This window comes from Blastococcus sp. KM273128, from assembly GCF_021698975.1.
Lineage (GTDB): Bacteria > Actinomycetota > Actinomycetes > Mycobacteriales > Geodermatophilaceae > Blastococcus.
In genome coordinates, this window is record NZ_SSXA01000047.1 from 1 (window position 1) to 16,769 (window position 16,769).

At 75.9% G+C, this 16,769-nt stretch carries 19 protein-coding genes; 12 read left to right on the top strand and 7 right to left on the bottom strand.

The window, feature by feature from the left end; genetic code table 11:
• Window positions 1-161 precede the first annotated feature (161 nt).
• On the top strand, window positions 162-2,234 hold the full coding sequence (locus tag E9529_RS13995) for a hydantoinase/oxoprolinase family protein (protein WP_236831765.1): 2,073 nt from the start codon (window positions 162-164) through the stop codon (window positions 2,232-2,234).
• Window positions 2,231-4,126 carry a hydantoinase B/oxoprolinase family protein gene (locus E9529_RS14000; protein ID WP_236831766.1) on the top strand — a complete coding sequence of 632 codons (1,896 nt, stop codon included), beginning with the start codon at window positions 2,231-2,233 and terminating at the stop codon, window positions 4,124-4,126. Before E9529_RS13995 ends, E9529_RS14000 begins: the two co-directional genes overlap by 4 nt.
• A gap of 6 nt (window positions 4,127-4,132) precedes the next feature.
• On the opposite strand, the gene E9529_RS14005 is transcribed toward E9529_RS14000, so the two are convergent.
• Entirely contained in the window at window positions 4,133-4,303 is a 171-nt protein-coding gene (locus E9529_RS14005; RefSeq protein WP_236831767.1) for a hypothetical protein, read from the bottom strand.
• Between the two features lie 57 nt (window positions 4,304-4,360).
• A complete protein-coding gene (locus E9529_RS14010; protein WP_236831768.1) occupies window positions 4,361-5,155 on the bottom strand; it encodes a helix-turn-helix domain-containing protein in 795 nt (264 codons plus the stop codon).
• A gap of 328 nt (window positions 5,156-5,483) precedes the next feature.
• Here E9529_RS14010 and E9529_RS14015 point away from each other — a divergent pair, with 328 nt between their 5' ends.
• Window positions 5,484-5,639 carry a hypothetical protein gene (locus tag E9529_RS14015; RefSeq protein WP_236831769.1) on the top strand — a complete coding sequence of 52 codons (156 nt, stop codon included), beginning with the start codon at window positions 5,484-5,486 and terminating at the stop codon, window positions 5,637-5,639.
• A gap of 38 nt (window positions 5,640-5,677) precedes the next feature.
• Here E9529_RS14015 and E9529_RS14020 read toward each other — a convergent pair whose 3' ends face one another.
• On the bottom strand, window positions 5,678-6,151 hold the full coding sequence (locus tag E9529_RS14020) for a DUF1992 domain-containing protein (RefSeq protein ID WP_236831770.1): 474 nt from the start codon (window positions 6,149-6,151) through the stop codon (window positions 5,678-5,680).
• Between the two features lie 38 nt (window positions 6,152-6,189).
• Here E9529_RS14020 and E9529_RS14025 point away from each other — a divergent pair, with 38 nt between their 5' ends.
• The 4 genes from E9529_RS14025 to E9529_RS14040 all read left to right on the top strand — a co-directional run bounded on the left by E9529_RS14025 (window position 6,190) and on the right by E9529_RS14040 (window position 9,744).
• Window positions 6,190-6,711 carry an NUDIX hydrolase gene (locus tag E9529_RS14025; protein WP_236831771.1) on the top strand — a complete coding sequence of 174 codons (522 nt, stop codon included), beginning with the start codon at window positions 6,190-6,192 and terminating at the stop codon, window positions 6,709-6,711.
• Window positions 6,712-6,821: 110 nt separating this feature from the next.
• On the top strand, window positions 6,822-7,451 hold the full coding sequence (locus E9529_RS14030; protein ID WP_236831772.1) for a hypothetical protein: 630 nt from the start codon (window positions 6,822-6,824) through the stop codon (window positions 7,449-7,451).
• The gene (locus tag E9529_RS14035) at window positions 7,445-7,831 is read left to right on the top strand and encodes a hypothetical protein (protein ID WP_236831773.1); all 387 of its coding nucleotides are present in this window, start codon (window positions 7,445-7,447) and stop codon (window positions 7,829-7,831) included. The genes E9529_RS14030 and E9529_RS14035 overlap by 7 nt, the downstream gene beginning before the upstream one ends.
• A gap of 65 nt (window positions 7,832-7,896) precedes the next feature.
• Window positions 7,897-9,744 carry a sensor domain-containing diguanylate cyclase gene (locus E9529_RS14040; protein WP_236831774.1) on the top strand — a complete coding sequence of 616 codons (1,848 nt, stop codon included), beginning with the start codon at window positions 7,897-7,899 and terminating at the stop codon, window positions 9,742-9,744.
• 12 nt (window positions 9,745-9,756) lie between these two features.
• Here the strand turns inward: E9529_RS14040 and E9529_RS14045 are convergent, their stop codons facing one another.
• The 4 genes from E9529_RS14045 to E9529_RS14060 all read right to left on the bottom strand — a co-directional run bounded on the left by E9529_RS14045 (window position 9,757) and on the right by E9529_RS14060 (window position 13,534).
• Window positions 9,757-10,260, bottom strand: a complete 504-nt coding sequence (locus E9529_RS14045; protein WP_236831775.1) for a MarR family winged helix-turn-helix transcriptional regulator — start codon at window positions 10,258-10,260, stop codon at window positions 9,757-9,759.
• Between the two features lie 46 nt (window positions 10,261-10,306).
• Window positions 10,307-11,317, bottom strand: a complete 1,011-nt coding sequence (locus E9529_RS14050) for a sensor histidine kinase (protein WP_236831776.1) — start codon at window positions 11,315-11,317, stop codon at window positions 10,307-10,309.
• A gap of 161 nt (window positions 11,318-11,478) precedes the next feature.
• A complete protein-coding gene (locus E9529_RS14055; protein WP_236831777.1) occupies window positions 11,479-12,609 on the bottom strand; it encodes a class I SAM-dependent methyltransferase in 1,131 nt (376 codons plus the stop codon).
• Window positions 12,610-12,616: 7 nt separating this feature from the next.
• Window positions 12,617-13,534, bottom strand: a complete 918-nt coding sequence (locus E9529_RS14060) for a haloalkane dehalogenase (RefSeq protein WP_236831778.1) — start codon at window positions 13,532-13,534, stop codon at window positions 12,617-12,619.
• Window positions 13,535-13,710: 176 nt separating this feature from the next.
• Between E9529_RS14060 and E9529_RS14065 the strand changes: the two genes are divergently transcribed.
• The 5 genes from E9529_RS14065 to E9529_RS14085 are packed head-to-tail and all read left to right on the top strand — an operon-like array spanning window position 13,711 to window position 16,719.
• Window positions 13,711-14,361: an SRPBCC family protein gene (locus E9529_RS14065; protein WP_236831779.1), complete on the top strand. Its 651-nt coding sequence runs from the start codon at window positions 13,711-13,713 to the stop codon at window positions 14,359-14,361.
• A 5-nt stretch (window positions 14,362-14,366) separates the two neighbouring features.
• Window positions 14,367-14,744 carry a helix-turn-helix transcriptional regulator gene (locus tag E9529_RS14070; RefSeq protein ID WP_236831780.1) on the top strand — a complete coding sequence of 126 codons (378 nt, stop codon included), beginning with the start codon at window positions 14,367-14,369 and terminating at the stop codon, window positions 14,742-14,744.
• A gap of 28 nt (window positions 14,745-14,772) precedes the next feature.
• Entirely contained in the window at window positions 14,773-15,786 is a 1,014-nt protein-coding gene (locus E9529_RS14075) for an NADP-dependent oxidoreductase (RefSeq protein ID WP_236831781.1), read from the top strand.
• Window positions 15,787-15,826: 40 nt separating this feature from the next.
• Complete coding sequence (locus tag E9529_RS14080; protein WP_236831782.1) at window positions 15,827-16,036, top strand: hypothetical protein; 210 nt, start codon at window positions 15,827-15,829, stop codon at window positions 16,034-16,036.
• Complete coding sequence (locus E9529_RS14085) at window positions 16,033-16,719, top strand: alpha/beta hydrolase (RefSeq protein ID WP_236831783.1); 687 nt, start codon at window positions 16,033-16,035, stop codon at window positions 16,717-16,719. The genes E9529_RS14080 and E9529_RS14085 overlap by 4 nt, the downstream gene beginning before the upstream one ends.
• Window positions 16,720-16,769 lie beyond the last annotated feature (50 nt).

The following is a 16,769-nucleotide window of genomic DNA, read 5'->3' on the forward strand; positions in this document are numbered from 1 at the left end:
GGCGGGGCCGCCGCCCCCGCCGGCCCCGCCGCTGGACCCTGGACCGGATCATCGCGGAGCTCAACCGGGGCGCCTGACCCCGGCGGCCCCGCCGCCACGGGCCGAGGAATCCTGGCCGGGGCTGTTCCCGTGGAGATGTCTCAGCGCTAAGATTTCTCCCCATGAGCGAGCGCCGGGTCCGCATCGGCATCGACACCGGCGGGACGTTCACCGACGTCGTCGCCGTGGACGAGGAGACCGGGCGGACGACCACCACCAAGACCCCGTCCACCCCCACCGACCCGGCCGAGGGCTTCCTCACCGGCGTCCGCAAGGTCCTCGACCTGATGGGCCTGCCCGGCGAGGCGGTGACCGCCGTCAGCCACGGGACGACGGTCGCCACCAACCAGCTGCTCGAGGGCAAGCTGGACCGGATCGGGTTCGTCACCACCGAGGGCTACGAGTCCGTGCTGGAGATCGCCCGCCAGTCGGTGCCCGACGGCTACGGGAACAGCTACTTCTGGGTCAAGCCGCCGCGGATCGTCCCGGCCGACCTGGTCCGCACCGTCCGCGGCCGGCTGGACCACACCGGCGCCGAGGTCCGCCCGTTCGACGAGGACGACGCCCGCGCCGCCGCCCGGTTCTTCCGCGACGCCGGCATCACCACCATCGGCGTCTGCTTCCTGCATGCCTACGCCGACGACGCGCACGAGCGCCGGATGCTCGAGGTGATCCGCGAGGAGCACCCCGGCGCGGTGGTCAGCATCTCCAGCGAGGTGCTCCGCGAGTACCGGGAGTACGAGCGCTCGGTCACCACGCTGGTCGACGCCGCCGTGAAGCCCAAGGTCGCCGCCTACGTCACCAACATCCGCACCCGCCTCGACGAGATCGCGCCAGGCGTGCCGTTCTACGTGATGAAGAGCAACGGCGGGGTCCTGAGCGCCGGCGAGGTCGTGCACCAGCCGATCACCACGATGCTCTCCGGCCCGGCCGCCGGCGCCCTGGGCGCGGCGCTGATCGCCGGCACCGCCGGGTTCGACCGGGTGCTCACCTGCGACGGCGGCGGCACCTCCACCGACGTCACGGTGGTCATCGACGGCGAGCCCGCGCTCACCACCGAGGGCTCGGTGGGCGACTACCCGTCCAAGATCCCGATGATCGACGTCGTCACCGTGGGCGCGGGCGGCGGCTCGATCGCCTGGCTCTCCCCCGAGGGCACGCTCAAGGTGGGCCCGAAGTCGGCCGGCGCCGACCCCGGCCCGATCTGCTACCCGAACGGCGGCGACCAGCCGACCGTCACCGACGCGCACGTCGTCCTCGGCCGGATCCCCCCGCACCTGCTCGGCGGTGAGATCCCGCTCAGCGTCGACGCCGCCCGGACGGGGCTGGAGCAGCTCGGCGGGAAGCTCGACCTCTCCCTGGAGCGCACCGCCACCGGCATCCTGGAGATCTCCGCGTGGAACCAGGCCAACGCGCTGCGCCAGGTGACCGTCGCCAAGGGGCTGGACGTCCGCGACTTCACGCTCACCACGTTCGGCGGCTCCGGGTCGCTGCTGGCCTGCCGCCTGATGGACATCCTCGGCCTGCCGCGCACGCTGGTGCCACCGAACCCGGGCAACGTCAGCGCGTTCGGCCTGCTCACCGTCGACGTCCGCAACGACTACGTGCAGACCGTCGTCAGCAAGCACGCCGACCTCGACCTGGACCGCGTGCGCGCGGTCTACGCCGACCTGGAGGGGCAGGCCGCCGACGCGCTGGACGGCGAGGGCTTCGCCCGCGACCACCAGCGCATGCAGCGCACCGCGGACCTGCGCTACGTGGGCCAGGCCTTCGAGGTGCGGGTCCCGGTCGCCGACGGCCAGCTCGACGCGGCCGCCGCCGACGAGGTCGCGCAGGCCTTCCACGCGGCGCACCGCCAGCTCTACGGCTACGACTTCGCCGACGACCCGCGCCAGGCCGTGGAGTGGGTCAACCTCCGGATCAGCGGGATCGGCCCGATCCGCCGTCCGGACATCGTGGCCCTGCCGGCGCGCGACGGCGGCATCGAGCGGGCGCAGACCGGCACCCGCCGGGTCTTCTTCGACGACTGGGCGGAGACGCCCACCTACAACCGGCCCGACCTGGCGCCCGGCGACGTGGTCAGCGGCCCGGCGATCATCGAGGAGTTCGGCTCCACCGTCCCGGTGCACCCCGGCTTCGCCGCCACCGTCGACGCCTACGGCAACCTGCTGCTCACGAAGGAGTCGGGTCAGTGACGACGTTCCCCACCGGTCCCCTGAACGCCACGAAGGTCGACGCCGACCCCGTCCTCGTCGAGATCGTCGCGGGCACGCTGGCCGCGATCGAGAAGGAGGTCGAGACCTCGATCGGCCGCACCTCGCGCTCGCCGATGATCCGCGACGCGCACGACTTCCGCGCCGGCATCCACGACCGGAACCTGCGCAAGCTCACCGGCCGCTCGTACTCGGCGCTGGTGCACCCCGTCGTCCGCGACTACCCGATCGAGCAGATGAACGTCGGGGACGTCTTCTTCCACAACGACGTCTACGCCTCCGAGGGCGGCATCGGCCACCTGCCCGACCTCTGCGTCACCGTGCCGGTCTTCGCCCACGTGGACGGCGCCGAGAAGGTGGTCGCGTTCATCCAGGCGTTCGGCCACCACGACGACATCGGCGGCGCGGTGCCCGGCTCCATGCCGAGCGCGGCGACCAGCGTGTACGAGGAGGGGCTGATGGTCCCCCCGATCAAGCTGTGGGACCGCGGCGTGCCGAACGAGAGCGCGCTGAAGATCATGACCCGCAACTCGCGGATGCCCGACTCGCTGGCCGCCGACCTCGACGCGGAGTGCTCGGCCTGCCTGGCCGGCGCCCGGCGGCTGGGCGAGCTCTTCGACCGCTACGGCGTCGAGGCCGTCGAGGCCTGCTTCGACGCGATCCTGGCGAACTCCACCGAGGTCTACCGGCGGGAGATCCTCTCCCAGATCCCCGACGGCACCTACGTCTGGGAGGACTACGCCGAGCACGACGGCGTCGAGGAGCCGAAGCTGCACCGCCAGCGGATCACGCTGACCATGGACTCCTCGAAGGAGACGCCGCTGGTCATCGACTTCACCGGCACCGGCCCGCAGGCCAAGGGCCCGATCAACCACTGCGGCGACTACGCCGACGGCAACTTCCTCAAGAAGTGGCTCGCGCCGATCCTGCGCAACCTGGCCGAGACGCCGGAGCGGATGGCGCAGCTCGACGTGAACGAGGGCGTCGTGCCGCTGATCGAGATGCGGTTCCCGGAGAAGGGCACGCTGCTCACCCCGATCTTCCCCGCGCCGACCAACGCCCGGACGTTCGTCATCCTGCGGCTGCTCGGCGTGCTGGCGGGTGTGCTGGCCAAGGCGACCGGCGGCCGGATGCCCGCCGACCAGGAGACGATCCGCTACACCGGCGTCTACGGGACGGACTTCGACGGCCAGCCCTACCTCATGCGCGAGGTGCTCGGCGGCGGCTCGGGCGGGCGGTACTACGCCGACGGGGAGGACACGATCCACGTCGTCCCCGACTCGCGGAACCTGCCGACCGAGTTCACCGAGGGCCGCTTCCCGCTGCGCGTCGAGCGGCTCGGTCTGGCGATGGACTCCGGCGGCCCCGGGCGCTACCGCGGCGGCTGCGGCTACGAGAAGCACATCCGGGTGCTGCGCGACGCGCACTTCATGTCGATCGCCGACCGCTCGATCCTGGCCTGCTGGGGCGTCAAGGGCGGCAAGGCGGGGCGGCCTTTCCAGATCACCGTCGACCCGGGCGGCCCGGACGAGCACGAGGTCGACGCGCTGGCCGACGCCGAGCCGCTGAAGGCCGGCACCGTCGTGCGCATCCGGACGACCGGCGGCGGCGGCTGGGGCGACCCGCTGGACCGGCCGGTCGACGAGGTGCTGCGCGACATCGCCTGGCGCAAGGTGTCGGTGCAGGGCGCCCGGGAGGACTACGGCGTCGTCGTGCTCGAGGACGGGACGGCGGACGAGGCCGCCACCGAGGAGCTGCGCGCCTCCCTGCGGGCCGCCCGCACCGGGGACGAGCCGTTCTTCGACCGCGGCCCCGGCTACGCCACCCTCTCCGGCGGCGCGGCGTTCAACGAGTTCGACGTCCTGCAGGGGTAGCCGCGACTAGGTCACGGGGTCGGTGGTCCCGGCGTCCGGCTTGGCCTGGTCGCCGGTCTGCCCCTCGTCCCCGCCGGGCGCGGCCTCGGCCTGCTCGACCCCCTCGGGCGTGTACGGGGTCTCCTCCAGCACGTTCTCCCGGGCCTGGTCGCGATCGGTGCCTGGTACCTCGGTCATCTCGATCTCCTCTCCGTGGGCCACGGCCCTACCCGGCCCGGGCGGCGGCGACCCCGGCTACGCCAGCGGCGAACGGGCCCGGTCCCGCAGCGCCGCGGCGGTCTCCTCGTCGGCGGGCAGGAACGCCTCGATGCTCAGCTCCGCGGCGGTCACGTCGACGGCGGTGCCGAAGGTGGTCACGGTGCTGAGGAACGACAGGACGGCGTCGCCCGCCCGGACCCGCAGCGGGACCGCGATCCCGTCCGGCGGCGCGGCGGCCGTCCCCCCGGGCAGCGCGGCCAGCTCGCGGTGCAGCGCGCCCAGCGACGGGTCGCCGGTCACGTGCGCCTCCCGGGCCAGCCGGTGCAGCACGTGGCGCCGCCACTGCGGCAGGTCGAGGATGCGCGGGGCGAGCCCGTCCGGGTGCAGGCTCAGCCGGAGCACGTTGACCGGCGGGTCGAGCAGCGCGGGTGCCACCCCCTCGGTGAGCAGCGCCACCGCGCCGTTGGCGGCCACCAGGTGCCACCCGCGGTCGACCACCAGGGCCGGGTAGGGCTCGTAGGCGGTGAGCAGAAGGTCCAGCGCCGCGCGGACGGTCGCCATGTCCGGCTCGTCCAGCCGCCGCCGGCCGAACTCGGGCGCGAAGCCGGCGGCGACCAGCAGCTCGTTGCGCTCGCGCAACGGCACCTCGAGGTGCTCGGCGAGCAGCAGGACCACCTCCCGGCTGGGGCGGGAGCGGCCGGTCTCGACGAAGCTCAGGTGCCGGGCCGAGATACCGGCCGCCAGGGCCAGCGCCAGCTGGCTGAGCCGGCGCCGCTGGCGCCAGCGGCGGAGCAGCTCCCCCACCCTCGGCGCGGTCTGCAGCGCGGTCACGGCGCGGACGCTAGCGCCGCCGGGCGGGGGCTGTCGCCTACCTCCGAGGTAATCGACGCGCTCCCCCGGCGGCGGGACCGTGCTGCCATGACCACCACCACCGCCACCCGCCCCGCCGACCTCCTCCGGACCGCCCTGCGCCTCGACGCCGTCGTCACCGGGGCGAACGGCGCCGCCTAACCTCCTGGCCGCCCCCGCGCTCGCCGACCTGCTCGGCGTCCCCGAGGGCACGCTGCGTGGGGTCGGCGCCTTCCTGCTCGTCTTCGCCGCCGCGGTCGCCGCCATCGCCGCCCGCCGCCCCGTCCCGCGCCCCGCGGCGGGCGCCGTCGTGGCCGCCAACGCGCTGTGGACGGCGGCCAGCGTCGTCGTCGTCGCGACCGGCGGCTTCGAGCTGACCGGCGCCGGCACCGCGTGGGTGCTGCTGCAGGCCGCCGTCGTGGCGGGCTTCGCCGGCCTCCAGGTCGCGGGCCTGCGCCGGCGCTGACGAACGAGGTGGTCGGCGCCGGGTGACGCCGGTGCCGGTCACCCGTTCCGGCGCCACCACCGGCGGCGCGGGCGGGGCGCCGGCGGCAGGGCCGGCTCCGGCGGGGGGCGGTCGCGCCGCCACCCCTCGACCAGCGCCTCGACGTCGGCCAGCCCCGGCACCGGTGACCACCGGCTGGGCTGCGGGGTGCGCCAGAAGGCCTCGACGCGGGCGTTGTAGTCCTCCGCCAGCGCCCGGACGGCCTCCTCGCTGCCCAGCCGGGCCGCCCGCTCGGGCAGCACGTCCCGCTCCCGGCGCAGCGCGAGGCCCGGCGGCAGCATCTCCGCGGTCTCGATGCCCTCGCGCCGGGCCTTGGCCACGACCCAGTCGTAGGCGGACGTGTCGCGCTCCAGGCCCGGGATCGGCTTGCCGGCGCCGTCCAGACCGTCGAAGTCGCCCCGCTCCCGGGCGCGGGCGATCTGGGTGTCCACCCAGGTCTCGAACGAGACCCCCGGCGGCTTGCGCTGCGTCATCGCCGTCCATGGTCCACGCCTCTGGCACGCTCGTCACCGTGCGGACGACGAGCAGCCGGGAGGTGTACCGCAACCCGTGGATCCGGGTGCGGGAGGACACGGTCGAGCGGGCCGACGGGTCCAGCGGCGTCTACGGCGTGGTGGAGAAGCCCCACTTCGCCCTGGTGCTGCCCGCCGAGCGGGACGGCTTCTGGCTGGTGCAGCAGCACCGCCACCCGCTGGGCCGCCGCGCCTGGGAGTTCCCGCAGGGGACCTGGGGGAACGGCGCGGCGGGTTCCGCCGAGGAGCTCGCCCGCGCCGAGCTCGCCGAGGAGACCGGGCTGCGCGCCGGCACCCTGACCCACCTCGGCCACCTCGACCTGGCACCCGGGCTCGCCACCCAGGAGTTCGACGTCTGGCTGGCGACGGACCTCGAGCCCGGCCCGCCCGCGCGCGAGGTCACCGAGGCCGACATGGTGTCCGCGTTCGTCCCCGAGCACGAGCTCCGGGCGATGATCCGCGACGGCCGCTTCACCGACGGCCCCTCGCTGGCGGCCTACGCGCTGCTGCTGCTCGGCTGACGCCCCGCCGCGCGCCCGCGCGGCGACGGAGGGTGGTGACCGGCCCCCGATCGGGTGTGGCCGCCCGCTGCCGGGGTGCGCGGCGCCCGCGCTGCCAGCAGGCTGTCCCGGTGCCGCTGTCCGCCCCTGGCCTGCCCGCGCTGCCGCCCGAGCTCTCCGGGCCGGTCGCCGTGGAGCTCGCCAAGCCGGTCCGCGAGATCCCGTCGCCCGCCGCGCTGAGCGGGGGGTGCCGCTACGAGCCCAAGTGGGACGGCTACCGGCTGGTCGTCGTCCGCGACCGCGGGGCCACCCGGCTGTGGTCCAAGCAGGGCCGCGACCTCACCGACCGCTTCCCCGACGTCGCCGCCGCCGCGCTCGCCCAGGTGCCCGCCGGCACCGTCCTCGACGGCGAGGTCGTCATCTGGCACGGCGACCGGCTGGACTTCGGCCTGCTGCAGCAGCGCATGGTGGCCTCCGCCGGGCGGATCGCGGCGCAGGTCGCCGCCGCCCCCGCCTCCTACGTGGCCTTCGACCTGCTGGCCGCCGGCGGCGAGGACCTCCGCAGCCGGACGTTCACCCGGCGGCGCGCCGCGCTCGAGCAGCTGGCGGCCCGCTGGGCGCCCCCGATGCAGCTCTCCCCGGTCACCGCCGACCCCGCCGAGGCGCGGCAGTGGTTCGACGACTTCCGCCCGGCCGGTGTGGAGGGGCTGGTCGTGAAGGGCGCGGCCAGCCGCTACGCCCCCGGCCGCCGGGAGTGCTGAAGGTCAAGAGCTGGGAGACGACCGAGGTGCTGGCCGGCGGCGTCATCGGCGACCTCGGCCGGCCGGGCCAGCTGGTCGCCGGGCGGTACCGCGACGGCGAGCTCGTCGTCGTCGGCCGCAGCAGCCCGCTCTCCCCCGCCCAGTCGGCCGAGCTCGCCGCCGTGCTCCACCCCGCGGCCGCGGACCACCCCTGGCCCGAGCGCATCGGCACCGGCCGGTTCGGCGGCGGCCGCCTCGCCGTCCCGCTCACCCGCGTCGCGCCGACCGCCGTCGTCGAGGTCAGCGCCGACGCCGCCCTGCAGGCCGGCGTGTTCCGCCACCCCCTGCGCTTCGTCCGGGTGCGCCCCGACCTGCGCCCCGAGGACGTGCCGGAGATCTGAGCGCCTCTCCCCCGTGCGGGTGAACCGGGGTCACCCGGCCGCGGGCGGCGGCCGATGGGATCGGCGTGACCCCGTCCCCGACCAGCGCCCCGGCCGCCCGCGCCGCCTGGCTGCACACGGCGCTGGTCGTGCTGGGCATCGCCCTGGTCGTCGCCATCGTCCCGGATGGCCCGTGGCGTCCGGCCGCCGAGATCGTCCTCTACGCCCTGGGGCTCGCCGGCGTGCTGACCGCGTTGCGACGGCACCGGACGCCGCTCGTCGTCGCCTGGTCGGGCCTCGCGGCCGCCCTCGCCCTCTTCGCGCTCAGCTGCGTCGCGGACGTCGCCGCGCTGGCCGGCCTGGCCCCTGGCATCAGCACGCCGCTGGAGACCGCCCTCGACGTGGCCGCCTACGCGGCACTCGTCGTCGGGGCCCTGGGCGTGGTCCGCGCCGGCCGGCGGCGCCGCGACTGGGCGTCCTGGACCGACACCCTGACCCTCCTGCTGGCGGCCGGGCTCATCCTCCTGGCCGTGCAGGGCGACCGGCACGCGCACGGGAGCGACTTCGTCGAGGTCAACGTCGGCACGCCTCTGCTCACCGCCGTCCTGCTGATCGTCTGCCTACCGCTGGCGCTCACGCGGGGCCGGACGGTCACCACGGCGGCCCTGTTCACCGCCGCGGCGCTCGCCGTGACGGCGTACGGCGGCGCCATGCTCACCGGCACCACGCTGCGAGCGTCCGCGGTGCTGGACCCGATCTCCCTCCTCCCGATCGCCGCGCTCTGCCTGGCCGGACGCCACCCCTCGGTCGCCGCTCTCGGCCCCGCCGCCACCACCGAGCGGGACGCCACCTTCGGTCGGGTCGTCGCCGTGGGCGCCGTCCTCCTCGTCAACCCCGCCGTGCTGGTCCTGTGGACCGTGGACCACGGCGGCATCGGCTACGTCCTGGGCGCGGGCAGCACGCTCCTGACCGGCCTGGCCCTGTGGCGGCTGCTCGCCCTCAGCCGGGAGCGCGAGCGCACCCGGGCGGCGCTGGCCGCGAGCGAGGAACGACTCCGGGTCCTGCTGGAGAACGCGGCCGACGTCATCGCCATCGTCGACGCCGAGGGATCGGTCGCCTACATGAGCCCGGCGGTCCAGTCGCTGCTCGGCCGCCCCCCGGCCGACTACGTCGGGCGCGACGCCATCTCGCTGGCCGATCCCCGCGACCAGCCGCGCCTGCGGGCCGCCGTCGCCGCGGCCGGCCGCTCGGCAGGCGGCGGCTCGGGCGTCGTGGACACCGACATCCGCGTCGAGCACAGCGCCGGCGGCACCCGGTGGGTGGAGATGCGGATCAGCGGCCGGGTGGACGCCGTCGGCATCGAGGGCTGGGTCGTGAACTTCCGGGAGGTCACCGACCGGAAGCTGTTCGAGGAGGAGCTGCGGCGGCAGGCGCGCACCGACCCCCTGACCGGCCTGCTCAACCGGACCGCCTTCAACGAGCGGCTCGACGAAGCCGCCGCCGGCGCCGGACCGGGCAGCTGCCCGGCGGTGCTCTTCGTCGACGTCGACGACTTCAAGGACGTGAACGACACCCTGGGCCACGCGGCCGGGGACGAGTTGCTGCTGGCAGTCGCCGGGCGGCTCTCCGCCGACGTGCGGGGGGACGACGTGGTCGCCCGGCTCGGCGGTGACGAGTTCGCGCTGCTGCTGGCCGACGCCGACGCCGTGCGGCTGCGCGAGGTCGCCGAGCGGCTGCTGGCCGCGCTGCGTGCGCCCGTGCGCGTGGGCACCCGCACCACCACCGTGACCGCCAGCATCGGCGGCGCGCTCGGGACGGCCGGCTGCACCGCCGAGGAGCTGCTGCACCGCGCCGACACGGCCATGTACGCCGCGAAGCGGACCGGGAAGGATTCGTGCGCCCTGCTGGGGGCGGCGGAGGACGCGCTCCCCTGACGGCGTCGCGGCTCAGGGCTGCTGCGGCACCCGGCCCAGGCCGACGAGCAGGCGGCGCAGCAGCGCGGCCAGCTGCTCCCGATCCCCCGACGGCAGCGCCTCGAGCAGCTGCCGCTCGGTCTCCAGGTGGTCGGGCAGCGCCGCGTCCAGCGCCGCCCGGCCCGCGTCGGTGAGGGTGACGACGACGGCCCGCCCGTCGGCGTCGCTGCGCTCGCGGGTGATCAGGCCCCGCTCCTCCAGCCGGTCGAGCCGCTGGGTGATCGCGCCCGAGGTGACCAGGGCCGTGCGCATGAGGGCGGTGGGCGTGAGCTGGTAGGGCGCACCGGCCCGCCGGAGGGCCGCCAGGACGTCGAAGGACGGCGCGTCGAGCCCGTGCCGTGCGAAGGTGGCCCGCTGGGCGAGGTGGACCTCGCGCTGGAGCTGGGTGATGCGGCCGATGATCCCCATCGGGGAGCAGTCGAGATCGGGACGCTCCCGGGCCCACTGCTCGAGGATCAGGTCGACGGCGTCCTCCACGTCGCTCACCGTAACGGCCCCGGCGGCACGGCCGGACCTGCGCGCATCAGCGCAGCCGCGAGCTCAGCCGGACGGTGAACCCGGCCGGCCCGGGCAGCAGGTCCACGTGGTCCCAGAGCTTGCGGGTCAGCCACAGGCCCATGCCACCCCGGGCGAGGTCGACCCCGTGGGCGGGGCGGTAGCCGGGGAAGGCGATGTCGGCGCCGGCGCCCCGGTCGGTGATCGCGCAGACCACGCGCTCGCCGTCGGCCCACACGCGGGCCGAGACCGGGCGGGCCCCGTGCCGGAAGGCGTTGCTGGCGATCTCGCTGGCGGCGAGGTGCAGGTCGGCGGCCTGGTCGGGGTCGGGCACGCGGAGCTGGATCACCGCGCGGAGCAGCCCGCGCAGCTCGGCCAGCGACGGTGCGTCGGCCACCTCCAGCACGGGAGCCGACTCCTCGATCGGCTCCCGGGGCTGCGGCAGCCGGCGCACCCAGGCGGTGGGGTCCTCGAAGGTGCCGCTCGGCAGCACCTCGCCGCCGGTGAGCACCCAGGGGTGCGTGGCGGCCGCGCCGGCGATCACCTCGGCGGGGAGCTCGCGGCGGTCGAACAGGCACAGGCCCGACACCGGCCGGACGGCCATCAGCAGGTTGACGGCGGCCTCGTAGCGCAGCGCGTCGCGCCGGTCGAGCGCGTCGGCCCCGAAGCGGACCTGGCCGGCGACCCGCAGCCGGCCCGAGCCGGTGCCCCGGGCCCGTCGCACCAGGTCCTGGCAGGCGGCGACGGCGTCGGGCACCGTCGCGTCGAGCAGGCACAGGCGGGTGTCGGTCTCGACCGCCCCGGCGCGCTCGCCCAGCGCCCCGGTGAGCAGCGCCGCCGTCTCCGGGGGGCAGGAGAGGACGACCAGGTCGCCGGCCCGCAGCCCCTCGTCGAGCCAGGGCAGCGAGGCGGCCAGCAGCTCGTCGTCCGAACCGACGGGCGCGGCGACGTGCGGCACCTCGGTGAAGGCGACGGGGGCCCGGCCGCCGGGGGACCCGGGCACGCCCGTGGCCGCGCCCTCGCCGGTTCCCCGCTCCATCCGGTCTCCTGCACTCCCGGACCGAGACTCCCCGGCCGACTGGTTGAGCATTCTGCGACATCGTCGGTCACGCGCCGCACGAGGGGCGCGGCGAAATGCCCGCGGTCACCCCTCGGAGCGACGGGCACGGCTCCGGTACGGCCGGTGGCGGCCCCCTCGCCTCAGCGGCGGACCGAGACCGTCACCGTGAACTTCGGGTCGCGGTCGGCCACGCGCGTCGGGCCGACCACCCGGTTGAGCGCCGGGCGGTAGCGCAGCGCCGAGTTGTAGACCGTCCACAGCTCCCCGCCGGGGCGCAGCACCCGGGCCGCCGCCACGAAGAGCCGGTCGGCTGCCGTCGTCACCACCGCCGCGCCCACGTGGAAGGGCGGGTTGCAGACGACGAGGTCGACCGAGCGGTCGGGCACCGTCGCAGCGGCGTCGTCCCGCCGCACCTCGACGCGGTCGGCGACGCCGTTGGCGGCCGCCGTCGCGGCGGTCGAGGCGACGGCGGCGGCGGACTGGTCCACGGCGAGGACGCGCAGCCCCGGCCGGTCGCGGGCCAGCAGCGCGGCGAGGACGCCGGTGCCGCAACCGAGGTCCACGGCGGTCCGCGCGCCCGGCGCCATGTCCGGGAGCGCCCGCAGCAGCGCCCGGGTGCCGATGTCGACCTTCGTCCCGGCGAACGCGGCGCCGTGGGCGCAGACGGTGAGGCCGAGGTCGGGGTGCTCCTGCCGCCGGGGGAACGACGAGGGGCGCGGCCGGGGCCCGCGGGCCACCAGCACCCGGGACTTCTGCCGCGCCAGGCTCGCCTGCACCTCGGTGAACGAGTCGCCGAGGACGTCGTTCATCGCGTGCGTCATGTGCTTGACCCGGCCGCCCACGAGGACGGTCACGTCCGGGGCCGCCGACGCCGCGACCACCTCGGCGATCTCGCGCAGCGCGTCCAGCCCCTTGGGGGCCTTGACCAGCACCAGCCGCGCCCCGGCCACGAGCTCGGGGCCCAGCGGCAGCGACCGGGCGGCGTCGGCCAGGCCCACCCGCTCGGCGTTGGCGGCCAGCGCCCGCTCCCCCACCAGCAGGTCCTGGCCCACCCGCACGCCGGTGAGCCCGTGGCGGGCGGCGAGCCCGAGCGCGAGCGCCCCGTAGGAGTCGTCGACGACGGCGACCTCGCCCGGCCCGCAGCCGGGCACGAGCTCGGCCGCGAGGTCGAGCAGTAGCCAATCGGTCGCGTCAACGGCGACGAGGTCCGGGGCCTCGACGTCCGGGGTGCGCCGGAGCGCGCCCAGGACCTCGTCGGGGGTGAGCACCACGCCGCCGTCAGCCGCGCGGTGTCGCGGCGACCAGGTCGGCGACGACGCGGGCGAGCTCCGGGCCGACGTCCTCCTGGAGGAAGTGCCCGCCGCCGGCCAGCGTGGTGTGCGGCATCCCCTGGGCGCCGGGCACGAGCTTCCGGAACACCCGGTCGCCCCCGCCGGTGATCGGGTCGGAGTCGGAGAAGGCGGTGAGTAAGGGCTTCTCCCAGCGCGTCAGCACCTCCCAGGCCGCCCGGTTGGCCGCGGCCGCCGGGTCGTCGGGCGACGTCGGCACCAGGGCCGGGAACTGCCGGGCGCCGGCGGTGTACCGGTCGTCGGGGAAGGGCGCGTCGTAGGCGGCCACCACCTCGGGGGCGAGCCCACCGGCGGTGCCGTTGCCGACGATGCGGCCGATGTGGAACTCGGGGCTCTCCTGGGAGAACCGCTGCCAGGACAGGAACGCCTCGCTCATCTTCTGGTCGCCGGTGGGCAGGCCGGTGTTGGCGACGACGACCCGGGCGAACCGGTCGGGGTTCTCCGCGACCAGCCGCAGCCCGATGAGCCCGCCCCAGTCCTGGCAGACGAGGGTGAGGTCCCGCAGGCCGATCTCGTCCAGCAGCGCCTGCCGCATCCACCCGACGTGGCGGGCGTAGGTGTAGTCGTCGCGGGAGACCGGCTTGTCCGAGCGGCCGAAGCCGACCAGGTCGGGCGCCACGACGCGCAGCCCGGCGTCGACCAGCACCGGGATCATCCGGCGGTAGAGGAAGGACCAGGACGGCTCGCCGTGGAGCAGCAGCACCGTCTCGCCGTCGGCCGGGCCCTCGTCGACGTAGGCGATCCGCAGCCGGCCGCCCTCGCCGTCGTCGACCTCGACGTAGCGCGGCTCGTACGGGAAATCGGGCAGGTCGGCGAATCGCTCGTCAGGGGTGCGGAGGGTCTTCACGGGTCCGGCCTCCAGTCATGGGCGTAGGAAGCAATCCATGCGGTCTCGGGGTCTGACCGTATGCACAGACCCCGTGCCCACGCGGGGCGGGGCGGGCGCGAGGGGGCTTGCCGCACCACGGTGCCCGGCGCTACCGTTCTTTCATAAGTTGCTGCTTATGCATTGGAGGAGGAACCATGACCACCATCGACCCGGTCTCCACGGCCGGCCTGGTCACCCGTGAGGTCCGCACCGGCTCCCGGGACGGCGCGCCCACGCGCATCGCCGTCGCCCGGCGCACCTACCGCGCCGACCGCGCGCAGGTCTGGGGCGCGCTCACCGACGCCGAGCGGCTGCCCCGCTGGTTCCTCCCGGTGAGCGGCGACCTGCGCGCCGGCGGCCGCTACCAGCTGGAGGGCAACGCCGGCGGCGTGGTCGAGCGCTGCGACGAGCCCGAGTCGTTCGCCGTCACGTGGGAGTTCGGCGGGATGGTGTCCTGGCTGCAGGTGCACCTGTCGCCGTCGGACGGCGGCACCGCCCTCGAACTGGTGCACGAGGCGCCCGTGGACCCCGACTTCTGGGCGCAGTTCGGGCCGGGCGCGGTGGGTGTGGGCTGGGACCTGGCGCTCATGGGCCTCGGGCTGCACCTGGACAGCGGCACCCCGGTCGACCCGGAGGTGGCGGCGGCGTTCACCCTCACGCCCGAGGGCGTCGAGTTCGTCCGCCGGGCGGCCGCCGGGTGGGGCGAGGCCGCGGCCGCCGACGGCGACGACCCCGCCGCCGCGCGGGAGGCGGCCGACCGGACGGTGGCGTTCTACACGACCCCGCCGGCCGAGGACGCTCCCTGAGCCGGGTGGACGGGCCGTTCGAGGCGCTGGGGGACCGCACCCGCCGCCAGCTCCTGGAGCTGCTCTCCACGGGTGAGCAGCCGGCGGGTGCCCTCGTGCGGGGGCTGCAGGCCTCGGCGCCGATCTCGCAGCCCGCGGTGTCCCAGCACCTGCGGGTCCTGCGGGAGGCGGGGCTGGTCACGGTGCGCGCCGAGGGCACCCGCCGGCTGTACGCGCTGGACCCCTCGGGGCTCGCCGCCGCGCAGGCCTGGCTCGTCGCCCTGGCCGACCCGCTGGCACCCTTCGCCCAGCCCCTCGACGCGCTGGCGACCGAGGTCGCGCGCGGGGAGCGGGCCCGCCGCACCGCCCCGGGCGCCGCGGAGCGCGACGGCCGCTCGGCCTGACCGCTTCGCCACCCGGCAGGATGGCGGCATGCCGATCACGACCCGCGAATGGCAGCTGGCGGCCCGCCCGCACGGCGAGCCGACCCCCGACGACTTCCGGCTCGTGGAGCTCGAGCGCCCGGACCCGACCGAGGGGCAGGTCGTCGTCCGCATGCTGGTCATGTCGGTCGACCCCTACATGCGCGGCCGGATGAACCCGGGGAAGTCGTACGCGGCCCGCTGGGAGATCGGCGAGACGATGAAGGGCGGGGCGGTCGGCCGGGTGGTCGCCTCCCGCTCCCCCGACGTCCCCGAGGGCGCCCTCGTGCTCGCCGACGCCGCGTGGCGCGACGTCGCCGTCCTGGATGCCGCGCACGTCCGGGTGCTGCCGGAGCTCCCGGGCATTCCGCCCAGCTACCACCTCGGCGTGCTCGGCATGCCCGGGCTCACCGCCTGGGCCGGGCTGTTCCGGCTCGCGGAGTTCCGGGAGGGCGACACCGTGTTCGTCTCGGGCGCCGCCGGTGCGGTGGGCAGCCTGGTCGGCCAGTTCGCGAAGCTGAACGGGGCCGCCGCCGTCGTCGGCAGCGCCGGGACGCCGGAGAAGGTGCGCTGGCTGACCGAGGAGGTCGGGTTCACCCGGGCGTTCGACTACCACGACGGCCCGGTGGCCGACCTGCTCGCCGAGGCCGCGCCCGGGGGCATCGACGTCTTCTTCGACAACGTCGGCGGGGAGCACCTCGAGGCCGCCATCGGCGCCTTCAAGGAGTTCGGCCGCGGCGCGCTGTGCGGCGCGATCTCCGGCTACAACGCCACCGAGCCGGCGCCGGGGCCGCGCAACATGTTCATGATGGTGACCAAGAAGCTGAGCCTGCGCGGGTTCATCGTCGGCGACCACGCCGACCTGCGGGACGAGTTCACGAGGGAGGTCACCCGCATGGTCACCTCCGGGGACCTCGTCGTCCGGGAGACCGTGCGCGAGGGCCTGGACAACGCCGTCGACACCTTCCTGGACCTCCTGCGCGGCGGGAACACCGGGAAGATGGTGGTGAAGCTCGCCGGGTGAGGCCGGTTCCCGGCCGGCGGGACGGGGCAGAGTCCGGGGCATGTGGCTCTTCCTCACCCGCCGGCTGCGCATGTGGCTGATCCTGACCGTGGTCGTCCCGCTGGCGACCGGCGTCCTGCGCAGGCTGGGCCGGACGCTCGAGCGGCGCCGCGGGCCCTCGACCGTCAGCAACGCCCTGTTGAAGGCCGGCGACCTCGGCGACCGGGCCCGCACGACCCTCCGCGGCGGCCGCCGGTCCCGCCGGGCGTGACCGCGCCGCTCCTGGAGACCCGCGCGGCCACCGGCGCGCCCCGGGCGGTGGCGCTGTTCTGCCACGGGGGGACGGTGGCCAGCGTCGAGCCGCCCAGCGAGCGGGCGCTCTCGCTGGTCCGCATGCGGGCGATCGAGCAGTTCGTCTCGGGGGCCGGCGCCGCGCAGGGGCTCACCACCTGCCTGCTGCGGTACCGGGTCGCCGGCTGGAACGGGGCCGCGGCCGACGCCTACGCCGACGTCCGGTGGGCGCTGGACCGCGTCCGGGACGAGCACGGCGACGTGCCCGTCGTCCTGGTCGGGCACTCGATGGGCGGGCGGGCCGTGCTGCGCGCGGGCGGGCACGACGGCGTCGCGGCGGTCTGCGCGCTCGCGCCGTGGACACCCCCCGGCGAGCCCGTCGGCCACCTGCGCGACCGCACCGTCGCGATCCTGCACGGCCGGGGCGACCGCTGGGTGCCCGCGCAGCTCTCGGCCGACTTCGCGGTCCGGGCGCAGCGCGCGGGCGCCCGGGTCGCCCGGTTCACCATCGCCGGCGGCCACAGCATGCTGCGCTCGGCGCACCGCTGGCACGCCTTCACCCGCGACGTCGTCCTCGCCGGGGCGGGGCTGGCCCCGCTGCGGCCCGACCTGGCCGGCGCGCTGGCCCGGCCCGCGCCCGAAGGCCTCGCCGTTCCGCTCTGAGGACGGCAGATCCGCTGCGGTGATCGGCAGCGGCGGGCCTCGTCGCCGGC